Consider the following 20,151-nt stretch of genomic DNA (forward strand, 5'->3'; position numbering starts at 1 on the left):
TATGGCGACCATCAAGGATGTAGCGGCGCTGGCAGGGATCTCGTACACCACGGTTTCTCACGTGCTGAACAAGACCCGGCCGGTGAGCGAGCCGGTCAGGCTCAAGGTCGAGGCGGCGATTGCGCAACTGGATTATGTTCCCAGTGCCGTTGCGCGGTCGCTGAAGGCCAAGACCACCTCTACCATCGGTTTGCTGATACCCAATGGCATGAATCCGTACTTCGCCGAGCTGGCCAGAGGCATCGAGGATTATTGCGAGCGCAACGGTTTTTGCGTGATCCTCTGCAATTCGGACGACAACCCGGAGAAGCAACGCAGCTACTTGCGTGTGCTGCTGGAGAAGCGCGTGGACGGTTTGATTGTCTCGTCAGTGGCGGGTGATGTCAGTATCACCTCCGGCCTGACCGACGTACGTACACCGCTGGTGATCGTCGACCGTGAGCTTGAAGGCATCGATGCCGATATGGTCCGCATCGATCATGAGCAGGGCGCTTATCTCGCGACCCGGCATTTGCTGGACCTCGGCCATAAGCACATTGCCTGCATCGGCGGGCCACGCGAAAGCATGGTCGCCGAGATGCGTCTGACGGGTTATCGACGTGCAATGCAGCAGGCCTCCCTGGAGGTCGGCGAAGGGTGGGCGGTACACAGCCCGTTCACCAGTTCCGCCGGTTACGACGCAGCGGTTCAGTTGTTGACCGGGCAGGCACCGACAGCGATCTTTGCCGGCAACGACGTCATCGCCATTGGCGTGCTGCGTGCTGCGGCCGAACGTTCGATTCGTGTGCCTCAGCAGCTGTCGGTGATCGGTTTTGATGATATCCAGATGAGTCGCTACGTCTATCCCGCGCTGACCACGGTGGGGCAGTCCATCATGCAATTGGGGGAGACCGCAGCCGAGATGCTGTTGTGCAGAATTGCTGCTCCCCATGCAGCACCTGTCGAGAAACGACTCGTGACGCCATGTGTTGTGGTGCGTGAGTCCACTGCGCCGCCAAACATGTCGTCCCCCGAATGACGCGTACGCCCAGCAATGAGTAAACAAGCCATGCAAGCAAAAATAGTGATAGTGGGCAGTCTGAACATGGACCTGGTGATCCGCGCCCAACGTCTGCCGCGCCCCGGTGAAACCCTCAGTGGGGAGACGTTTGACACCGTGCCCGGTGGTAAAGGCGCCAATCAGGCCGTCGCGGCTGCGCGTCTGGGCGCGAGTGTGGCGATGATCGGCTGCGTGGGCGCGGACGCCTACGGCGAGCACTTGCGTGCAGCGTTGCTGGCCGAGAACATTGACTGTCAGGCCGTGACTGTCGTGGACGGCGTCTCTACCGGCATTGCTTCGATCGTGGTCGATGCCGACAGTCAGAACGCGATTGTGATCGTCGCAGGCGGCAATGGTCGCCTGACGCCTGCACTGATTGATCGGTTTGACGCGTTGTTGGCGGGTTCCGAGATCGTTATCTGCCAGCTGGAAGTGCCGACCGAAACCGTCTTCCACACCTTGGCCCGTGCCCATGAGCTGGGCAAGACCGTCATTCTCAACCCCGCGCCCGCCAGTGAGCCTTTGCCTGCGAACTGGTACGGTCTGATCGATTATCTGATCCCCAACGAAAGCGAAGCGCAGACCCTGACCGGGGTGGATGTCGACTCGCCCGAGGCTGCCGAAAAGGCTGCCGCAGCGATGCTGGCCGCCGGTGCGCGCAACGTCATCATTACCCTTGGCGAGCGCGGAACGCTGTTCGCCGGTGCCGGCGGCGTGGAGCATATTGCCGCACGTCGTGTACAGGCCGTGGACACCACCGCTGCAGGTGATACCTTTGTCGGCGGTTTTGCGGCTGCGCTGGCCGCCGGGCAGAGTGAGTCGCAGGCTATCCGCTTCGGTCAGGCGGCGGCAGCGATCTCTGTCACCCGAGCGGGCGCGCAACCGTCCATCCCGACGTCAGGGGAAGTACAGGAATTCGATTCGCTATGAAAAAAACACCGTTACTCAATATTGCCTTGTCACGCGTGATCGCCTCGCTGGGGCATGGCGACATTCTGATGATCGTGGACGCCGGGATGCCGGTGCCGCCCGGTGTCGAGCTGATCGACCTGGCGCTGACCCGCGGTGTGCCTGACTTCGTCAGTGTGCTGGATGTCGTGCTGAGCGAAATGCAGGTCGAAAGTCACGTGCTGGCCAGTGAAATGGCCGAGATCAAACCGCCAGCCCTTCAGGTTATCGAGAGCCTGAACCTTGATGATCAGTTGGGGCAGCAGCGCTGGGTCAGCCATGAAGAACTGAAAGCCTTGAGCCGCACAGCCAAGGCGATCATTCGTACCGGTGAGTGTCAGCCGTACAGCAATCTGGCGCTGGTATCCGGAGTTGTCTTTTAGCTATTCAAGAAAGGGAGTTTCATATGACGTTCATACAGTTTTCCAGACAGTTCATTCGTGGAGCATTGCTGTTGTCCATCCTGAGTACCGCTGCCGTGCAGGCGGCAGAAAAGCGTGACCTGATCATTGACACAGACCCGGGTGCGGACGATGTTGTCGCGCTGTTGCTGGCGCTGGCTTCGCCGGAAGAGCTGAACGTGATGGCCATCACCACCGTGGCGGGCAACGTGCGGCTGGACAAGACCTCGCGCAATGCCAGGCTGGCGCGCGAGTGGGCCGGTCGTGAAGAAGTGCCAGTGTATGCCGGTGCGCCCAAGCCTCTGGTTCGCACGCCGATCTATGCCGAGAATGTCCACGGTCAGGAAGGTCTGCCGGGCGTACCCGTACACGAGCCGGCCAAAGGTCTGGCCGACGGCAACGCAGTCGACTACCTCATCCGTACCCTGAGCAAGGCCAAGCCGCACAGCATCACCATTGCCATGCTTGGCCCGCAGACCAACCTCGCATTGGCGCTGGTGCAGGCTCCCGAGATTACCCAGGGCATCAAGGAAGTGGTGGTCATGGGCGGTGCGCACTTCAACGGCGGCAACATCACGCCGGTTGCCGAATTCAACCTGTTCGCCGACCCTCATGCAGCGCAGATCGTGCTGGCCAGTGGCGTGAAGCTGACTTACGTGCCGTTGGACGTCACCCACAAGATCCTCACCAGCGAGCAGCGTCTCAAGCAGATTGCGGCACTGGGCAACAATGCCGGCAAGCTGGTGGACGGGATTCTCAATGAGTACGTCAAGCTGGACATGGAGCATTACGGCTTGCCCGGCGGTCCTGTTCATGACGCCAGTGTCATTGCCTGGCTGCTCAAGCCTGAATTGTTTACCGGTCGGCAGATCAATCTCGCGGTCGACACGCGCGAAGGCATCGGCTTTGGTCAGACCGTCGCTGACTGGTATGGCACCCTCAAACAGCCACAGAACGTGTTCTGGGTCGAGGATGGCAACGCGCAGGGCTTTTTCGATCTGCTGACCGAGCGCCTGGCGCGACTGAAGTAATCACGCAGTCTTGATGGCGCTGTCAGTCAGGTGCGCAGCCGTGGGGTATCGGCTAAGCACCTGACTGATGAAGGCCCGGGCACCGTCGGTGCCCAGGTCCTTGATCAGCAGGTCGACGGCGATGATCATCAGTTCTTCCGGGTTCCCCGGGCTGTGCGAGCACTGGCCCTGAGGCCACTTGGCTTTTATGTCCGCATCTATGGATATGGCTGTCATGTGTCTGTTCTCCAGTCAAAGGTCCCGCATGACGCTGTTCGCTTCCCGGCGTTTGCGTCACTGGCAGTAAACCATTCCGGGCGCGTTTTGACACGCCTACTTACACATCGTCCCCATAGTCCAGATCAATGACAGGCCGTATAAACGTTTTGTGACGATTTGTTCGCGCACGTGGCGCGATGCCCGTGCAGACTCATGGCCTTGTCAGATCAGCGGGTTAGCGGCGACTTGCGGGGTGCCGTGTGCAACCAACGCGTTTGAATGCGGTCGGACCAGGTCTGGAAATGTTTATTGGCAGAGGAGGGTGTATGCCCCGGAAATTCGCAACATTGGGTTTTATGGTTGTGGCGTCAGTGCTGGCAGGGTGCAGCAGCACTTCATCCGAACCGAATACCGAGACATCCGCTCAGGCAGCCAGTACGCCGGCCAGCAGCGCCATCCCCGGTCGCTGTGACGCAGACCCTGCCCAGTTCGCAATCGGCAAGCCTGCTTCTATCGACCTGCTTTCACAAGTGCGCGCCCGCACCGGTTCGCAGGATGCGCGCATTCTCGGGCCTGACGACATGGTCACGCTGGAGTACCGATCCGAGCGTGTCAACGTCAACACCGACGCCTCTGGAAAAGTGACGCGCATCAACTGCGGTTGAGTCGGCGGCTTTTCTGTCGCGCATAAAAAACCCCGTCAGTGACGGGGTTTTTTTGCGCCGAATGAATCAGTCAACGCGGACTTGTGCTGCTTGCATGCCCTTCTGGCCTTTTTCTGCAACGAACGAAACGGTCTGGCCTTCTTTCAGGCTTTTGAAACCGTCGCTTTCGATCGCTTTGAAGTGTACGAACAGGTCGTCACCGCCACCTTGTGGAGTGATAAAGCCGAAGCCTTTTTCATCGTTGAACCATTTTACGGTGCCGGTTTGGCGATTAGACATGGTGTATCTCCAGAAACATAATTTTCAATAAACGTGCTGCTCAGGCCAACTGGGCACACGGGCCTATCATAGTCGAAATAAGCAAAAAAACAGCTACCCGCTCGAGTACTTTGGCCAAAGGGTGTCCACATTAAGCCTGTCATACTCTTCAAGCCGCCTCGTGAGGACCTGCCCAAGTGAATGGCCGACGGGGTTCGGGCGTGCTAAAGGCCATGATTTAAAAGGCTTTAAGGCAAGCCGGGGCTTAACGCTGCAAGCGCATGAAACGCCCGTTTCACCCCGACTAAAAAAAGCGATTATTTTGTGCCGGTGCAGTTTTCGGCGACCAGTTTCTGCAATTTTGCGGTCAAGGCGGCAGGGGGCGCAGCTTTAGTGTCGCTGAGCGACGCGATTTCCTGGGCGGTAAAGTGACTGTCAATCTGTTTCGCAGCGCATTCGCAGTGTGCAGTGGCCGGCTTGTCATCCAGCTTCTGTTGCTTGGCCGCCGCAACGCACTCTTGGGTAAAGGTTGCGCGTGTCGCACTGTCCATTGCTGCGTGGGCACCCACCGAACTCAGGGCTGCACCGCAGGCGAGGAGGGAGGTCAGGTATGAAAGCTTCATGGTGTTCTCCTTTTTTGCTGGATAAAAACGTAAAGGGTCTCGATGGTTTCAGACGCCCTTGAGCCTCGCCAGTTCAGGCAGTCTGTTATTTCCGGTCGATTTGCGTCGCTGTGCATCCCGGCACGCCTGGCTGTGTTAGGATGCGCGTCCTGTTATTTTCAAGCGCCCCATTGCTGATGGCTTTCGGTGCAGCGCAAGCAGGGTTTTCGTACATTCCAGTCATCTGGTCCGGTTCAAGGTTGGCCCAAGGCTCCTGCCACTGTGAGGCAGGCATACCACCGGATCACGTACTGGCTCATCCCAACCCACGTGACCTTTGGTAGGGGTCACCACTAGGAGAGGAGGCGCCATGCCAACTATTACTCTTCCCGACGGCAGTCAGCGTTCATTCGATCATGCAGTTTCCGTAGCCGATGTCGCGCTTTCAATCGGTGCCGGGCTGGCCAAGGCCACCGTGGCCGGTAAAGTCGACGGCAAGCTTGTCGACGCCTGCGACCTGATCGAAAACGATGCGAGCCTGCAGATCATCACCCCCAAGGATCAGGAAGGACTGGAAATCATCCGTCACTCTTGCGCTCACCTGGTAGGGCACGCGGTCAAACAGCTGTATCCGACCGCAAAAATGGTCATCGGCCCGGTCATCGACGACGGTTTCTATTACGATATCGCCTACGAGCGCCCGTTCACGCCGGACGACATGGCGGCCATCGAGCAGCGCATGCAGCAGCTGATCGAAAAAGATTACGACGTCATCAAGAAAGTCACGCCGCGCGCTGAAGTGATCGAGGTGTTCACCGCCCGTCACGAAGACTACAAGCTGCGTCTGGTCGAAGACATGCCGAACGAGCAGGCAATGGGCCTGTATTACCACGAAGAATACGTCGACATGTGCCGTGGTCCGCACGTGCCGAATACCCGTTTCCTGAAATCCTTCAAGCTGACCAAGCTGTCGGGTGCCTACTGGCGCGGCGATGCCAAAAACGAGCAGCTGCAGCGCGTTTATGGCACCGCTTGGGCCGACAAGAAGCAACTGGCCGCCTACATCCAGCGGATTGAAGAGGCTGAAAAGCGCGACCATCGCAAGATCGGCAAGCGTCTGGGCCTGTTTCATACCCAGGAAGAAGCGCCGGGGATGGTTTTCTGGCACCCGCAGGGCTGGACTCTGTATCAGGTGCTTGAGCAGTACATGCGCAAGGTGCAGCGTGAAAACGGCTACCTTGAAATCAAGACCCCGCAAGTGGTTGATCGCTCGCTCTGGGAAAAATCCGGGCACTGGGCCAACTACGCGGACAACATGTTCACCACCGAGTCCGAAAGCCGCGACTACGCCATCAAGCCGATGAACTGCCCTTGCCACGTGCAGGTGTTCAATCAGGGTTTGAAGAGCTACCGCGAGCTGCCAATGCGCCTGGCCGAGTTCGGTGCCTGCCACCGCAACGAGCCCTCCGGCGCGCTGCACGGCATCATGCGTGTGCGTGGCTTCACTCAGGATGATGCTCACATCTTCTGCACCGAAGATCAGATGCAGGCCGAGTCCGCTGCATTCATCAAGCTGACACTGGATGTCTATGCCGATTTCGGCTTCAAAGACATTGAGCTGAAGCTGTCCACTCGTCCTGAAAAGCGTGTGGGTTCCGACGAATTGTGGGATCGTGCCGAGTCCGCGCTGGCCTCCGCGCTTGACAGTGCAGGTTTGCCTTATGATTTGCAGCCGGGCGAGGGTGCTTTCTACGGTCCGAAAATCGAGTTTTCCCTGAAGGATTGTCTCGGTCGTGTCTGGCAGTGCGGCACCTTGCAGCTGGACTTCAATCTGCCGGTCCGTCTGAGTGCCGAGTACGTTTCCGAAGACAACAGCCGCAAGAATCCGGTCATGTTGCACCGTGCGATCCTCGGTTCCTTCGAGCGTTTCATCGGTATTCTGATCGAGCATTACGAAGGCGCGTTTCCAGCCTGGCTGGCGCCCACCCAGGCAGTGATCATGAATATCACTGACAAACAGGCCGATTTTGCCCTTGAAGTGGAAAAAACTCTGGCTGAAAGCGGGTTTCGTGCCAAGTCCGACTTGAGAAATGAAAAGATCGGCTTTAAAATCCGTGAGCATACTTTGCTCAAGGTTCCTTATCTCCTCGTGATTGGAGATCGGGAAGTTGAAATGCAAACTGTCGCTGTGCGTACACGTGAAGGCGCTGACCTTGGCTCGATGCCGGTCGCCCAATTCGCTGAATTCCTCGCACAAGCGGTTTCCCGGCGTGGTCGCCAAGATACGGAGTAATTATTATTAAGCGTGAAATGAGACAAGATAAACGAGCTGCACCCAAGGCCCCGATCAATGAAAATATCTCGGCCCGCGAGGTTCGTTTAATTGGCGCTGACGGCGAGCAGATTGGCATCGTCTCGATTGATGAAGCGCTTCGTATAGCCGAAGAGGCGAAGCTGGATCTGGTAGAGATTTCTGCCGACGCACTCCCTCCGGTCTGCCGTGTGATGGATTACGGCAAATCGATCTTCGAGAAGAAGAAGCAGGTTGCTGCAGCGAAGAAAAACCAGAAACAGATCCAGGTTAAAGAAATCAAGTTTCGTCCAGGGACGGAGGAAGGGGATTACCAGGTAAAACTACGCAACCTGGTACGTTTCCTGAGTGACGGGGACAGGGCCAAGGTGTCGTTGAGATTCCGCGGTCGTGAGATGGCCCACCAGGAGCTGGGTATGGAATTGTTGAAGCGGGTTGAAGGTGACCTGCTTGAATACGGTTCCGTCGAACAGCATCCTAAGATGGAAGGACGCCAGCTGATCATGGTCATCGCCCCGAAAAAGAAGAAATAACCACCAGGGCACGGCAGGCCTTGCGGTTATATTTATCAACTGAATGCGGAGTATCCGAACATGCCAAAGATGAAAACGAAAAGTGGTGCAGCTAAGCGGTTTTTGAAAACCGCCAACGGCATCAAGCACAAGCACGCTTTCAAGAGCCACATCCTGACCAAAATGTCGACAAAGCGTAAGCGTCAATTGCGCGGTAGCAGCTTGCTGCATCCGTCCGACGTGGCAAAAGTCGAGCGCATGCTGCGCCTTCGTTAATTTTGATCAAGATAGAGAGGAAGTAACTCATGGCTCGTGTAAAGCGTGGCGTCATTGCCCGTAAGCGTCACAAAAAAATTCTGAAACTTGCTAAAGGCTACTACGGCGCGCGTTCACGCGTATTCCGTGTTGCCAAGCAAGCGGTAATCAAGGCAGGCCAATACGCCTACCGTGACCGTCGTCAGAAAAAACGTCAGTTCCGCGCTCTGTGGATCGCTCGTATCAACGCTGGTGCTCGTGTTAACGGTCTGTCCTACAGCCGTTTCATTGCCGGCCTGAAAAAAGCGTCCATCGAGATCGACCGTAAGGTTCTGGCTGATCTGGCAGTGAACGAAAAAGCGGCGTTTGCTGCGATTGTCGAGAAAGCTAAAGCCACCTTGGCCTAAGTCCCCCGACAATCACCGGCCCCGGTTTCCGGGGGCGGTGTTGAACGTCATAAATAGGGGAAGAGCCTAAAGCTCTTCCCCTATTTTGTATCTGGAGTCTGTACATGGAAAACCTGGACGCGCTGGTCTCTCAAGCTCTTGAGGCTGTGCAAAGCGCCGAAGATATCAATGCCCTGGAGCAAATCCGGGTTCACTACCTCGGCAAGAAAGGCGAGTTGACTCAGGTGATGAAGACCCTGGGAAACCTGCCGGCTGAAGAGCGTCCGCAAGTCGGCGCGCTGATCAACGTTGCCAAGGAGCGTGTCACAGAGGTCCTCAATGCACGCAAGGCATCGTTCGAGCAGGCAGAACTCACTGCCAGACTCGCCGCCGAATGCATCGACGTGACCCTGCCGGGCCGCGGTCAGACCTCTGGTGGTCTGCACCCGATTACCCGAACTCTGGAGCGTATCGAGCAGTTCTTCACGCACATCGGCTACGGCATCGCCGAAGGCCCTGAAGTCGAAGACGATTATCACAACTTCGAGGCGCTCAACATCCCAGGCCACCACCCGGCCCGGTCGATGCATGACACCTTCTATTTCAATGCGAACATGCTGTTGCGCACCCATACCTCTCCGGTACAGGTCCGCACCATGGAATCGCAACAGCCGCCGATCCGCATTGTCTGCCCAGGCCGTGTGTACCGCAGCGACTCCGATATTACCCACTCGCCGATGTTCCACCAGATCGAAGGTCTGCTGGTTGATCGCGACATCAATTTCGCCGACCTGAAAGGCACCATCGAAGAGTTCCTGCGGGTGTTCTTCGAAAAAGAGCTGGCCGTGCGTTTCCGTCCTTCGTATTTCCCTTTCACCGAGCCTTCGGCGGAAGTGGATATGGAATGCGTGATGTGCAGTGGCAAGGGCTGCCGCGTCTGCAAGCAGACCGGCTGGCTTGAAGTCATGGGCTGCGGCATGGTTCATCCGAACGTATTGCGCATGTCCGGCATCGACCCTGAAGAGTTTCAGGGCTTCGCGTTCGGCATGGGCGTAGAGCGTCTGGCCATGCTGCGTTACGGCGTCAATGATTTGCGCCTGTTCTTCGACAACGATTTGCGGTTCCTCGCGCAATTTCGCTAAGTCGTAACGAACCTTTCAGGAGAGCAGGATGAAATTCAGTGAACAATGGCTGCGCGGCTGGGTAAGCCCGCAGGTCTCCCGCGACGAGCTGGTTGCTCGTCTGTCGATGGCCGGTCTTGAGGTTGACAGCGTGACGCTGGCCGCCGGCGTTTTCACCGGTGTAGTGGTGGGTGAGGTGCTGAGCACCGAGCAGCACCCTGATGCCGATAAATTGCGCGTTTGCCAGGTCAGCAATGGCAGCGAAACCTTTCAGGTCGTCTGCGGCGCGCCAAATGTGCGCCCGGGCCTGAAAATTCCGTTCGCCATGATCGGTGCCGAACTGCCGGGCGACTTCAAAATCAAGAAAGCCAAGCTGCGCGGCGTCGAGTCCAACGGCATGCTGTGTTCCGCTGCCGAGTTGCAGGCCGGTGAAGGCAACGATGGCCTGATGGAACTGGCAGCTGATGCGCCGGTGGGTCAGGATATTCGTGTCTACCTGGGCCTGGACGACGCCAGCATCGAGGTCGACCTGACCCCGAACCGTGGTGATTGCCTGTCAGTGGCTGGTATTGCACGTGAAGTCGGCGCGCTGTACGCCGCTGACGTCACCCGCCCGCAAGTTGCTGCCGTCAGCGCTGTACACGATGAAGTGCGTCCGGTGGAGGTGTTGGCTCCGGCTGCCTGCCCGCGCTACCTGGGTCGTGTGATTCGCAATGTCGACCTGTCGCGTCCGACCCCGCTGTGGATGGTCGAGCGCCTGCGCCGTTCCGACGTGCGCAGCATCGACGCGGCTGTCGACATCACCAACTACGTGATGCTGGAGCTGGGCCAGCCCCTGCATGCGTTCGACCTGGCCGAAATCAACGGCGGGATCCGCGTACGTATGGCCGAGGAGGGCGAGAAGCTCGTTCTGCTCGATGGCCAGGAAGTCAGCCTGCGTGCCGACACACTGGTCATCGCCGACCACCAGCGCGCACTGGCCATTGCCGGCGTGATGGGCGGCGAGCACAGCGGCGTCACGGCTGGCACTCGCGACCTCTTTCTCGAAAGCGCATTTTTCGACACCATCTCGGTGGCTGGCAAGGCACGTTCCTACGGTCTGCACACTGATGCCTCGCACCGTTACGAGCGCGGTGTGGACTGGCAACTGGCCCGTGAAGCAATGGAGCGTGCCACCGGCCTGCTGCTGGAGATCACTGGTGGCGAAGCGGGCCCTGTGATCGAGGTGGTCAGTGAACAGCACCTGCCTTCAATTGCACCCATCACCTTGCGCGCGAGCCGTGTCGAGCAAATGCTTGGTCTGGTCATTGAAAATGCTGAGATCGAACGTCTGCTGACCGGGCTCGGTCTGACCGTTTCCGCCGAAGCTGATGGCCAATGGTGTGTCGACGTGCCCAGTCATCGTTTCGACATCAGCCTTGAAGTCGACCTGATCGAGGAGCTGGCGCGCCTTTACGGCTACAACCGTTTGCCGGTCCGTTACCCGCAAGCCCGCCTGGCACCTCAAGCCAAGGCAGAAGCCAAAGGCGACCTGCCCGAGCTGCGCCGCCTGCTGGTTGCGCGTGGGTATCAGGAAGCAATCACTTACAGCTTCATCGATCCCAAGTGGTTCGAACTGTTCACGCCGGGCGCCAAGCCGCTGTTGCTGGCCAATCCGATCTCCAACGACATGGCCGCCATGCGCGCCTCGTTGTGGCCGGGTCTGGTCAAGGCGTTGCAGCACAACCTCAATCGCCAGCAAGACCGTGTTCGCCTGTTCGAAAGCGGCCTGCGTTTCGTCGGTCAGCTCGACGGCTTGAAGCAAGAGCCGATGCTGGCCGGTGTTGTATGCGGTAGCCGCCTGCCGGAAGGCTGGGCACAAGGCCGCGACACGGTCGACTTCTTCGACGTCAAAGCCGATGTCGAAGCGGTTCTGGGGTTCGCCGGTGCATTGGGTGAATTCATATTCACGCCGGGCCAGCATCCAGCCCTGCACCCAGGCCAGACTGCTCGCATCGAGCGCGACGGTCGTGAAGTCGGCTTTCTGGGTGCCATCCATCCTGAATTGTCGAAAACCCTGGGTCTGGACCGTCCGGTGTTCGTTTTTGAGCTGGTGCTGGGCGAAGTGGCCACCGGTCGCTTGCCGAAATTCCACGAGTTGTCGCGCTTCCCCGAAGTGCGTCGCGACCTGGCGTTGCTGGCCGACCGCGACGTTTCAGCCAGTGCTGTTCTGGACGTGATTCGTGAAAAAGCAGGCGAGTGGCTCACAGACCTCAGGTTATTTGATGTTTACCAGGGTAAAGGCATTGATCCACATAGAAAAAGCCTTGCAGTCGGCTTGACCTGGCAGCATCCATCGCGCACTCTTAATGACGATGAGGTAAACGCAACGACACTTGCTATCCTCACCTCGCTAGAGGAGAGGTTAAACGCCACGTTAAGGAAGTAGCGTATGGGGGCTCTGACGAAAGCTGAGATGGCCGAACGTCTGTACGAAGAGCTGGGCCTGAATAAACGGGAAGCCAAGGAATTGGTTGAACTGTTTTTTGAAGAAATCAGGCACGCTCTGGAAGATAACGAGCAGGTGAAGTTGTCAGGTTTTGGCAACTTCGACCTTCGAGACAAGCGCCAGCGGCCTGGGAGAAATCCCAAGACCGGTGAAGAAATTCCGATTACGGCGCGCCGTGTGGTCACCTTTCGTCCAGGGCAGAAGTTGAAAGCCCGAGTTGAGGCATATGCTGGAACCAAGTCATAACGACGAGCTACCGCCGATCCCCGGCAAACGCTACTTCACCATCGGTGAGGTCAGCGAGCTCTGCGCGGTAAAACCGCACGTTTTGCGTTATTGGGAGCAGGAATTTCCTCAGCTCAACCCCGTCAAAAGACGCGGAAACCGTCGGTATTATCAGCGCCAGGACGTGCTGATGATCCGCCAGATCCGCGGCTTGCTCTACGACCAAGGCTTCACCATCGGTGGAGCCCGGCTTCGTCTCACCACCGGCGAACCGAAGGACGATACCCAGCAGTACAAGCAGATGATTCGGGAGATGATTGCCGAACTGGAAGACGTGCTGGTCATGCTCAAAGCGTAATCGAGCAAGATACTTCCATAATTCAAACGCTTAGGGTATATTCTTCAACGTTTTCGCAGGTTGCAAAAACAGATACACGCCTAGTCGGGGCGTAGCGCAGTCCGGTAGCGCACTAGCATGGGGTGCTAGGGGTCGAGTGTTCGAATCACTCCGTCCCGACCATATAATTCAATGATTTAGGCCGATGTTCGCAGCATTGGCCTTTTTCATGCGCGTGACTTTTGCGTGACTCGTTGTTTTTATGCCTGCCTCCTCTTCAGAATAGTCAGAACCGGTCCGCGTGAATCGGTTGCTGAAACCATGTTCGCAGCTTCAATCAAATGCCCGAGCTCAGCGCCCGAGCAGTGGCTGGTGATGCTGCCATTCTTGTGACCGAGCAAAGCTTTGCGGTCTTCCTTGGTCACTCCAGCGGCGCGCAGCCTTCTTCCGAACGAATGCTTGCGGTCGTGGATGCGGATTTTCAAAAATCCGTCATGCGCAGGCCTCAAGTACTTCTCCTGCCACTTCTTAGCCGCCCTGATTCGCGCCTTCTTCCAGGCTGAATCATTCATGCGATGAACCGTCGTTTCCCTTCACCGTACGGAAACACGAACAGCTTGTGCTTTCCGCGCTGCCTTTCAATAATCGATTTTGCAACGTCGTTCAGCACCACCAAGCGCTCATCCGGTTTTTCACACCGGCCTTCGCGCTTCGGCCGCCAAAACCCGCCGGGATCAGGAACACGCTCGTTCCCAGCTCCGGCACCGCAATCTCCCAATCCCATTGCAGCTTACAAACCTCCTGCCCGCGGCAGCTGGTGTTCACCTGAACATCGCCATTGTCCTTCGCACACGTGGCTGACAAGTTATTTGGTATAGGTTCGATGAGGGCGATACGGTGTCGAGAGCATTGGGGAGGTAAGCTAACTTTGTAATCGAATCAGATGAAGTTTTATTCACCTTCAGCGCAATGCAGCTGCTGTCACAAAGTAGGTACAGTATGTGTATTGCAGTTTGCCTGCCATGTGACATATGAATCGGAGCCTCTTAGGCTGTCGAGCTATTAATAACCCAGAGGAAATGCCATGAACAGCATTACAAAAACATCCGTGCTGAAAGGGTTTGTCATGACAACTGTCGCGGTGATTAGCCTGCAAGGCGTGGCATTCGCTGCGGCTTCCAAGCCATCCGCCCCTGCAGTCGATGGGAAATATGCGCTTGTTCAGGGCGCAGGCAATGCCTCCAAGGATTCGAAAGCAGCGCCGATGCAGCTGGCTATCCGCATTCCAAACCACACGAATGTCAATGATCCATGCCGTTACCACCCACTCGAGTGTGACTAATGCTGCCGTAGTTAAAACGGCTGCCGTAAAGTAAGCTTTGCGGCAGCACTGTTCCAGAACCGGTAGTCGGCTACTAATCATGGTCTTGATTGCTAGGTGTATTTCGGGGCGGTTTAATTAAAGTCAGTCGCTTTATAGCCCCACCTTAGTGCTCGCCTTTGTTTGATAAAGCTTGTTAAGGCTGCATGCGTTGAATTGGTTGAGAGGGGGTTGACTGCGAGGTGTTCAGCTTGGCGCGGGCCTGCCACCCTCTGTAGATTCGCGCTGTCTTGTCTACTTTCTCTCTGGCTGGGTGGGCATGGCGGTAGAGCAGAGTGGGGCTGAGTCCTCGTCAATTGCCATCACCCTTCAGTCGCCGTAGCCCTCGGTGATGCCGTTGGCGGTGACTTGTTCCAGCAATACCTGGCGCTACCTGACGCGCTGGATGATCCTGCAAACTCTCACCCTTCGTTTCATAGAAAAAATCGTCGGCGACTCGTAAGCCTTTTTTGCTTTCGTGCGCGTTCGGTTGACTGGCATCGGCAGGCACCCACGCCATCCTTGACTGAGGCACGCACACAACGATCAGCGCCTGCACGAAGCGAAGGCTGGTATCCATTGTTCATGCCCGGCAGCACTCGCCGCTCCTTGCACAGACGTGCAGTCCTTGGCCCGCGATGGGAACGATCACCCAAACCTCGCTCGCTCAAAAACAATTTGACATATGTTATTTGTGATCACATATTTAGCCCATAAGAACGCCAATATGAGTCACTCCCCATGACCGACCGTCCGATCCTCCTGCCTGCCATGCGTCAGGTTTCTCGCGATACCCTTCAAGATCAGGTCTATCGGCAGATCCGCGAAGCGTTGATGAGCGGGCGCTTTCAGCCTGGTCAGAAGCTGACGATCCGGGGGCTTGCCGAGGCGTTGGGTTCCAGTCCGATGCCGGTGCGCGAAGCCTTGAATCGTTTGAGTGCCGAGAACGCCTTCGAAGTCACCGAAACCGCTCGTCTGCGCGTGCCCATGATGACCCCGGAGCGGCTGCGCGAGATTCGTGATGCCAGGGTTGCGCTGGAAGGCCTGCTGGCCGAGAAAGCGGTGATTCTGATCAACGACGCCGATCTTGCGGACATCAGCCTGCTCTGTGGGCAGATGCAGAAGGCTGCGGACAACGTCGATGTCGCCCTCTATCTGTGGACCAACTTTGCTTTTCATCGACGCATTTACGCGGTGGCCAAGGCTGAACTGATCGTTGCGGCGGTGGAGAATTTCTGGTTGCACATAGGCCCGTGTTTCGCGCTTGTCGCGCCGGACAGGGCGCATCTTCAGCGTTCGATGGAGGCGCACAACCGTATCGTCGAGGCGCTGGCGGCGCGTGACGGGGCGGCAGCTCGTGCCGCGGTCACTGACGACATCATGCAGGCCGCGGATTCTCTGACGCGCCTGATCGCAAAGAGCGACCGCTCCAGGTCGCGTGTCTCGGGAGTGAAAAAAGCATGAGCGTTCTCAATCGGCTAGTTCCCTACACCGGGCTGCGGGTCCTGATTTCCGGCGGTGCAGCCGGGATCGGTGAAGTGCTGGCCGCGGCCTATATGGAAGCAGGTGCAAAGGTGCATGTGTGTGATGTCAGTGAGCCGGCCATTACGGCATTTCTCGACCGGTATCCGAACAGCGTCGCCACCCACGCAGACGTCGCAGATCCGGCGCAGATCGAAGCGGTATTCAGGGTGCAGCGCGAACAGTTCGGTGGTCTTGATGTGCTGATCAATAACGCCGGGATCGCGGGTCCTACGGCGGGCATCGATGCCATTACCGAGGACGAGTGGCAGCGCACCATCGACATCAACCTGACCGGGCAGTACCGCTTTGCTCATCACGCAGTACCGTTGCTCAAGGCATCGCCCAATGGGCATCTCATCCATATTGCCTCGGTCGCGGGTCGCCTGGGCTATGCCTGGCGTACGCCGTATGCCGCGACCAAATGGGCGATTGTCGGCCTGATGAAGTCCTTGGCGTCCGAGCTGGGCGAAAGCGACATCCGCGTCAATGCCTTGCTGCCGGGCATCGTTGAAGGTCCGCGAATGGAGGGTGTGATTCGTGCCCGTGCGCAACAGATGAACGTGCCGGAAGCCGAGATGCGCGAGGAGTACCTGAAGAAGATTTCGCTCAAGCGCATGGTCACCGCCGAAGACGTTGCCGCGATGGCGCTGTTTCTATGCTCGCCTGCCGCCCGCAATATCACAGGGCAGGCTATCAGTGTGGATGGCAACGTCGAGTACCTCTGAGGATTCAGCCCGATAGCATCAATGACCGGACACCGCCCGAGTCATGTTCCACATCAGACTTCTCACCAACAACAAGAATGGAGAATGCTCATGCCCCAAAAACGTCCGGTCATCATCACCTGCGCGGTCACGGGGGCCATCCATACCCCGTCGATGTCGCCTCATTTGCCGATCACGCCCCAGGAAATCGCCGATGCAGCCATCGGTGCCGCCGAGGCCGGCGCATCCATTGTCCACTTGCATGCCCGTGATCCGGTTGACGGGCGTCCCAGTCAGGATGTCGACCTGTTTCGGCAGTTCCTGCCGCAGATCAAGGCGAGGAGCGACGTGGTGATCAACATCACCACCGGCGGTGCGCCGACGATGGGCGTGGAAGAGCGCTTGCAACCCGTGGCGCAGCTCAAGCCGGAACTTGCCTCGCTGAACATGGGGTCCATGAACTTCGGTTTGTACGAGATGCTCGATCGCTATAGCGAATTCAAGCACGACTGGGAGCGGCCCTACCTGGCCGAGAGTGATGACCGGATATTCCGTAACACCTTCCGCGACATCACTCATATCCTCAATACCTGTGCCGAGAACCGCACGCGCTTTGAAATTGAATGCTACGACATCGGTCATCTGTACACCGCAGCGCACTTTCTGCAGCGCGGTTTGCTCAAGGCACCGATTTTCATCCAGTCGGTATTTGGTTTGCGCGGAGGCATCGGGGGGCACCCTGAAGATCTGGCGCACATGCGTCGCACGGCTGACCGTCTGTTTGGCGATGCTTATCAATGGTCGATTCTGGGGGCTGGCCGCAATCAGATTCCGCTGGGCACTATGGGGCTGTCGATGGGCAGTCATGTGCGTGTCGGCCTTGAAGACTCGCTGTGGGACGGGCCGGGCAAGCTGGCGGCGTCCAATGCCGATCAGGTCAGGCGTATTCGCACGATTATCGAAGCGTTGGGCGGGCGGGTGGCAACGCCGGATGAAGCCCGTGAACTTCTCGACCTGAAAGGCCAGGACAAGGTCGACTTTTAGTCAGGCGTCATTGTTGGTCGTGTGCGGGTACGCTGTCGAAGGGCTGATACCTGCTGTTTACCGCAAAACGTGTCATCTCAATAACAACAAGACAGAGGTGAAAGATGCGTATCGAAATCGTTGTCGACGTGAAAACCACGCTGGGCGAAGGCCCGGTCTGGGATGTCGAGCAACAGCGCCTGTACTGGATCGATAGTTTCGACGGTCGTGTCCTGCGTTGCACGGAGGACGGGCGCGAGTTAAGAGCCTGGGATGTCGGCCAGAAAATCGGTTCCATGGCCTTGCGCAAGAACGGCGATGCGGCGCTCGTCGCGTTGCAGTCCGGCCTGTACAACCTTGACCTGCCGACCGGCGATCTCGAGCTGATCGTCGACCCCGAGCCGGGGCTGCCGAACAATCGGCTCAATGATGGCAAGGTGGACCGGCAGGGCAGGTTTATCGTCGGCTCGATGGACACTCGGGAAGACCAGGCCAGCGCGAGGCTGTACCGCCTCGATCCGGACCTGAGCCTGCACACGCTGGACGAAGGCATCATCGTTTCCAACGGGCCATGCTGGAGCCCGGGCGGAGAAACGTTCTATTTTGCCGACACCTGGTCCGGTGAAATCTGGGCGTACGACTACAACCACGCCACCGGTGCCGTTGCCAACAGGCGCACTTTTGCCCATGTCGACACCTCTGCAGGAGGCGCAGCGGATGGTTGCACCGTGGATGCCGAAGGCTGCCTGTGGCAAGCATTGGTGTACGCCGGAAAACTGGTGCGCTATACCCCGGACGGGCAGGTGGATCGCATTATCGAGATGCCGGTGAAGAAGGTGACGAGTCTGACCTTCGGCGGTCCGAACCTCGATACGCTGTTTGTCACGTCAATGGCCAAGCCGCCGTTGCCGCGCTTTCCGGAGGACGGTCAGCAACGCGGTGCGTTGTTCGCCATCACCGGGCTGGGTGTGAAAGGCATCGCTGAACGGCGTTTCGCCAGCTAACCGTCAATAACTGAACCTGAACGTTAAGGATGACTGAACCCTTTCTCGTACGGGCGTGCGCGGCACGCCTGGAGATTTCCCATGCCGAATAACAAAAATGCATCGCTGGGCAAGATTCATCGGTTTTCGTGGGTGTCGTTGTTGGTGTGCTGGATGATCTGGATTCTGAATGCCTATGACCGCGAGATTGTATTGCGCCTCGGCCCGACGATTTCCAAGCATTTTGAGTTGTCTGCGGATCAGTGGGGGACGGTGGCCACTGTCGTCATGCTCGCCTTGGCCGTTCTCGATATTCCAGGCTCCATCTGGAGCGATCGTTACGGTGGCGGCTGGAAGCGGGCGCGTTTCCAGGTGCCCTTGGTGCTGGGCTACACCGCTCTGTCTTTTCTTTCGGGGTTCAAGGCACTGAGTGGCAGCCTTGCCAGTTTCATCGCATTACGGGTGGGTGTGAATCTGGGGGCTGGCTGGGGCGAACCGGTCGGGGTCAGCAATACCGCTGAATGGTGGCCAGTAGAGCGTCGCGGTTTTGCCTTGGGCGCACACCATACCGGCTACCCCATCGGCGCGATGCTCAGCGGCATCGTCGCCAGCTTCGTGATTACCACGTTCGGTGAGGAAAACTGGCGTTATGTGTTCTTCTTCGCTTTCGTGGTTGCGCTGCCGTTGATGATCTTCTGGGCGCGTTATTCCACGGCCGAGCGCATCACTCAACTGTATGTGGACATCGCCGCCAAAGGCATGACCCCACCGGACAGCACGCCGTCAACCAACGTCAAAGGCCAGGTCTGGAAGTCGGTCAAAGCAACGCTGAGTAACCGCAATATCGCCCTGACAGCCGGCAATACCCTGCTGACTCAAGTGGTGTACATGGGCGTCAACATTGTCTTGCCTGCCTACCTGTACAACATCCTCAACCTGTCGCTGGCCGAATCGGCAGGGATGAGCGTGGTGTTCACGTTGACCGGTATTCTTGGGCAATTGATCTGGCCCTCATTGTCGGACATCATCGGCCGGCGCATCACGTTGATCATCTGCGGGATATGGATGGCCGTCAGCGTCGGTGCCTTTTACTTTGCCAACACCATCCTGATCGTTATCGCTGTGCAATTGCTTTTCGGTCTGGTTGCCAATGCTGTCTGGCCTATCTACTACGCCGTCGCGTCCGATTCTGCGCAACCCTCTGCAACGTCGACAGCCAACGGCATCATCACCACGGCGATGTTCATCGGCGGCGGTATCGCGCCGGTATTGATGGGCACACTGATATCCATGGGCGGCGGCTGGACCAGCCTCAGCGGTTACACTGTGTGCTTCTTCGTGATGGCGGGCTGCGCAGTGGGCGGGGCCTTTCTGCAATTGTTTTCCCATCGTCCCGAGTTGCCGACGGAGCAGCCGAGCGTTTGAGACCGGAGACCAGGATTGCGCACGGCCTCGATGGATAAGTGTATATCGAGGTCGGTGCCTGCCTGCAAACCTGAAGTACGACGCGGGCACCTGACCCCAGACGCGCTCGGCGGGATGAGTCTGATCTGAGAGACAACACTCCCTGCCGCGCCGTAAACGCTTAGTTGGGGTTTTCTCACGACATTCCATCTTCCCTGTTGTATGCCCCGATTTAACGGTACAGGCCTTCCGTATAAAGGTATTAACCAAAAAGAATGAAGTATTAATAACGCATCTAAAGTCTGACTTTATCGGTCTTTAAACCTTTAATGTTGCTCATCATTTAAAAAAATTAATCCATTTTTATCAACGGGTT

At 57.6% G+C, this 20,151-nt stretch carries 23 protein-coding genes, 1 tRNA gene and 1 pseudogene; 20 read left to right on the forward strand and 5 right to left on the reverse strand.

What is annotated here, in order from left to right; genetic code table 11:
• Position 1 precedes the first annotated feature (1 nt).
• From BW686_RS12385 to BW686_RS12400, 4 genes are read left to right on the forward strand one after another with little or no spacing between them, the layout of a single operon-like run.
• Positions 2-1,018 carry a LacI family DNA-binding transcriptional regulator gene (locus BW686_RS12385; RefSeq protein WP_084917069.1) on the forward strand — a complete coding sequence of 339 codons (1,017 nt, stop codon included), beginning with the start codon at positions 2-4 and terminating at the stop codon, positions 1,016-1,018.
• A gap of 30 nt (positions 1,019-1,048) precedes the next feature.
• Positions 1,049-1,969 carry a ribokinase gene (rbsK, locus tag BW686_RS12390; RefSeq protein WP_084917070.1) on the forward strand — a complete coding sequence of 307 codons (921 nt, stop codon included), beginning with the start codon at positions 1,049-1,051 and terminating at the stop codon, positions 1,967-1,969.
• Positions 1,966-2,370: a D-ribose pyranase gene (rbsD, locus tag BW686_RS12395; protein WP_084917071.1), complete on the forward strand. Its 405-nt coding sequence runs from the start codon at positions 1,966-1,968 to the stop codon at positions 2,368-2,370. The genes rbsK and rbsD overlap by 4 nt, the downstream gene beginning before the upstream one ends.
• A 23-nt stretch (positions 2,371-2,393) precedes the next feature.
• Positions 2,394-3,419, forward strand: a complete 1,026-nt coding sequence (locus BW686_RS12400; RefSeq protein WP_084917072.1) for a nucleoside hydrolase — start codon at positions 2,394-2,396, stop codon at positions 3,417-3,419.
• Here the strand turns inward: BW686_RS12400 and BW686_RS12405 are convergent, their stop codons facing one another.
• Entirely contained in the window at positions 3,420-3,635 is a 216-nt protein-coding gene (locus BW686_RS12405) for a hypothetical protein (protein ID WP_084917073.1), read from the reverse strand.
• Between the two features lie 308 nt (positions 3,636-3,943).
• On the opposite strand from BW686_RS12405, the gene BW686_RS12410 reads away from it, so the two are divergent.
• The gene (locus BW686_RS12410) at positions 3,944-4,282 is read left to right on the forward strand and encodes an I78 family peptidase inhibitor (RefSeq protein ID WP_084917074.1); all 339 of its coding nucleotides are present in this window, start codon (positions 3,944-3,946) and stop codon (positions 4,280-4,282) included.
• A gap of 66 nt (positions 4,283-4,348) precedes the next feature.
• Here the strand turns inward: BW686_RS12410 and BW686_RS12415 are convergent, their stop codons facing one another.
• Together BW686_RS12415 and BW686_RS12420 are read right to left on the reverse strand one after the other, a co-directional pair.
• Positions 4,349-4,561 carry a cold-shock protein gene (locus tag BW686_RS12415; protein WP_084917075.1) on the reverse strand — a complete coding sequence of 71 codons (213 nt, stop codon included), beginning with the start codon at positions 4,559-4,561 and terminating at the stop codon, positions 4,349-4,351.
• 296 nt (positions 4,562-4,857) lie between these two features.
• The gene (locus BW686_RS12420) at positions 4,858-5,163 is read right to left on the reverse strand and encodes a hypothetical protein (protein ID WP_084917076.1); all 306 of its coding nucleotides are present in this window, start codon (positions 5,161-5,163) and stop codon (positions 4,858-4,860) included.
• A gap of 349 nt (positions 5,164-5,512) precedes the next feature.
• Between BW686_RS12420 and thrS the strand changes: the two genes are divergently transcribed.
• The 9 genes from thrS (at position 5,513) to BW686_RS12465 (ending at position 12,960) form a co-directional block, all read left to right on the forward strand.
• Positions 5,513-7,435, forward strand: coding sequence for a threonine--tRNA ligase (thrS, locus tag BW686_RS12425; RefSeq protein ID WP_084917077.1), 1,923 nt, complete (start codon positions 5,513-5,515; stop codon positions 7,433-7,435).
• Positions 7,435-7,986, forward strand: a complete 552-nt coding sequence (gene infC / locus BW686_RS12430) for a translation initiation factor IF-3 (RefSeq protein WP_170855886.1) — start codon at positions 7,435-7,437, stop codon at positions 7,984-7,986. The genes thrS and infC overlap by 1 nt, the downstream gene beginning before the upstream one ends.
• Before the next feature lie 60 nt (positions 7,987-8,046).
• The gene (rpmI, locus tag BW686_RS12435; RefSeq protein WP_002553160.1) at positions 8,047-8,241 is read left to right on the forward strand and encodes a 50S ribosomal protein L35; all 195 of its coding nucleotides are present in this window, start codon (positions 8,047-8,049) and stop codon (positions 8,239-8,241) included.
• A gap of 29 nt (positions 8,242-8,270) precedes the next feature.
• Positions 8,271-8,627, forward strand: coding sequence for a 50S ribosomal protein L20 (gene rplT / locus BW686_RS12440; RefSeq protein ID WP_002553161.1), 357 nt, complete (start codon positions 8,271-8,273; stop codon positions 8,625-8,627).
• Between the two features lie 104 nt (positions 8,628-8,731).
• Entirely contained in the window at positions 8,732-9,748 is a 1,017-nt protein-coding gene (pheS, locus tag BW686_RS12445) for a phenylalanine--tRNA ligase subunit alpha (protein WP_003367019.1), read from the forward strand.
• 28 nt (positions 9,749-9,776) lie between these two features.
• Entirely contained in the window at positions 9,777-12,155 is a 2,379-nt protein-coding gene (gene pheT / locus BW686_RS12450; RefSeq protein ID WP_084917078.1) for a phenylalanine--tRNA ligase subunit beta, read from the forward strand.
• A gap of 3 nt (positions 12,156-12,158) precedes the next feature.
• Positions 12,159-12,461 carry an integration host factor subunit alpha gene (ihfA, locus tag BW686_RS12455; protein ID WP_002553164.1) on the forward strand — a complete coding sequence of 101 codons (303 nt, stop codon included), beginning with the start codon at positions 12,159-12,161 and terminating at the stop codon, positions 12,459-12,461.
• The gene (locus BW686_RS12460) at positions 12,442-12,798 is read left to right on the forward strand and encodes a MerR family transcriptional regulator (protein WP_005893448.1); all 357 of its coding nucleotides are present in this window, start codon (positions 12,442-12,444) and stop codon (positions 12,796-12,798) included. The genes ihfA and BW686_RS12460 overlap by 20 nt, the downstream gene beginning before the upstream one ends.
• An 85-nt stretch (positions 12,799-12,883) precedes the next feature.
• Positions 12,884-12,960, forward strand: a tRNA-Pro gene (locus BW686_RS12465).
• Between the two features lie 77 nt (positions 12,961-13,037).
• Here the strand turns inward: BW686_RS12465 and BW686_RS12470 are convergent.
• Positions 13,038-13,605: pseudogene (locus BW686_RS12470) on the reverse strand (tyrosine-type recombinase/integrase); the annotation flags it as partial.
• Between the two features lie 256 nt (positions 13,606-13,861).
• Here BW686_RS12470 and BW686_RS12475 point away from each other — a divergent pair.
• Positions 13,862-14,119: a hypothetical protein gene (locus tag BW686_RS12475; protein WP_373271013.1), complete on the forward strand. Its 258-nt coding sequence runs from the start codon at positions 13,862-13,864 to the stop codon at positions 14,117-14,119.
• A 331-nt stretch (positions 14,120-14,450) separates the two neighbouring features.
• On the opposite strand, the gene BW686_RS26510 is transcribed toward BW686_RS12475, so the two are convergent.
• Complete coding sequence (locus tag BW686_RS26510) at positions 14,451-14,717, reverse strand: hypothetical protein (protein WP_143514183.1); 267 nt, start codon at positions 14,715-14,717, stop codon at positions 14,451-14,453.
• 161 nt (positions 14,718-14,878) lie between these two features.
• Here BW686_RS26510 and BW686_RS12480 point away from each other — a divergent pair, with 161 nt between their 5' ends.
• From BW686_RS12480 to BW686_RS12500, 5 genes are all read left to right on the forward strand, one after another.
• Positions 14,879-15,601 carry a GntR family transcriptional regulator gene (locus BW686_RS12480; RefSeq protein WP_084917079.1) on the forward strand — a complete coding sequence of 241 codons (723 nt, stop codon included), beginning with the start codon at positions 14,879-14,881 and terminating at the stop codon, positions 15,599-15,601.
• Complete coding sequence (locus tag BW686_RS12485; protein ID WP_084917080.1) at positions 15,598-16,386, forward strand: SDR family oxidoreductase; 789 nt, start codon at positions 15,598-15,600, stop codon at positions 16,384-16,386. Before BW686_RS12480 ends, BW686_RS12485 begins: the two co-directional genes overlap by 4 nt.
• A gap of 90 nt (positions 16,387-16,476) precedes the next feature.
• Entirely contained in the window at positions 16,477-17,409 is a 933-nt protein-coding gene (locus tag BW686_RS12490) for a 3-keto-5-aminohexanoate cleavage protein (RefSeq protein WP_084917081.1), read from the forward strand.
• Positions 17,410-17,513: 104 nt separating this feature from the next.
• Positions 17,514-18,392, forward strand: a complete 879-nt coding sequence (locus BW686_RS12495; RefSeq protein ID WP_084917082.1) for an SMP-30/gluconolactonase/LRE family protein — start codon at positions 17,514-17,516, stop codon at positions 18,390-18,392.
• A gap of 81 nt (positions 18,393-18,473) precedes the next feature.
• On the forward strand, positions 18,474-19,796 hold the full coding sequence (locus BW686_RS12500) for an MFS transporter (protein ID WP_084917083.1): 1,323 nt from the start codon (positions 18,474-18,476) through the stop codon (positions 19,794-19,796).
• The last annotated feature ends 355 nt before the right edge of the window (positions 19,797-20,151 follow it).

This window comes from Pseudomonas syringae, from assembly GCF_002157375.1.
GTDB lineage: Bacteria > Pseudomonadota > Gammaproteobacteria > Pseudomonadales > Pseudomonadaceae > Aquipseudomonas > Aquipseudomonas syringae_T.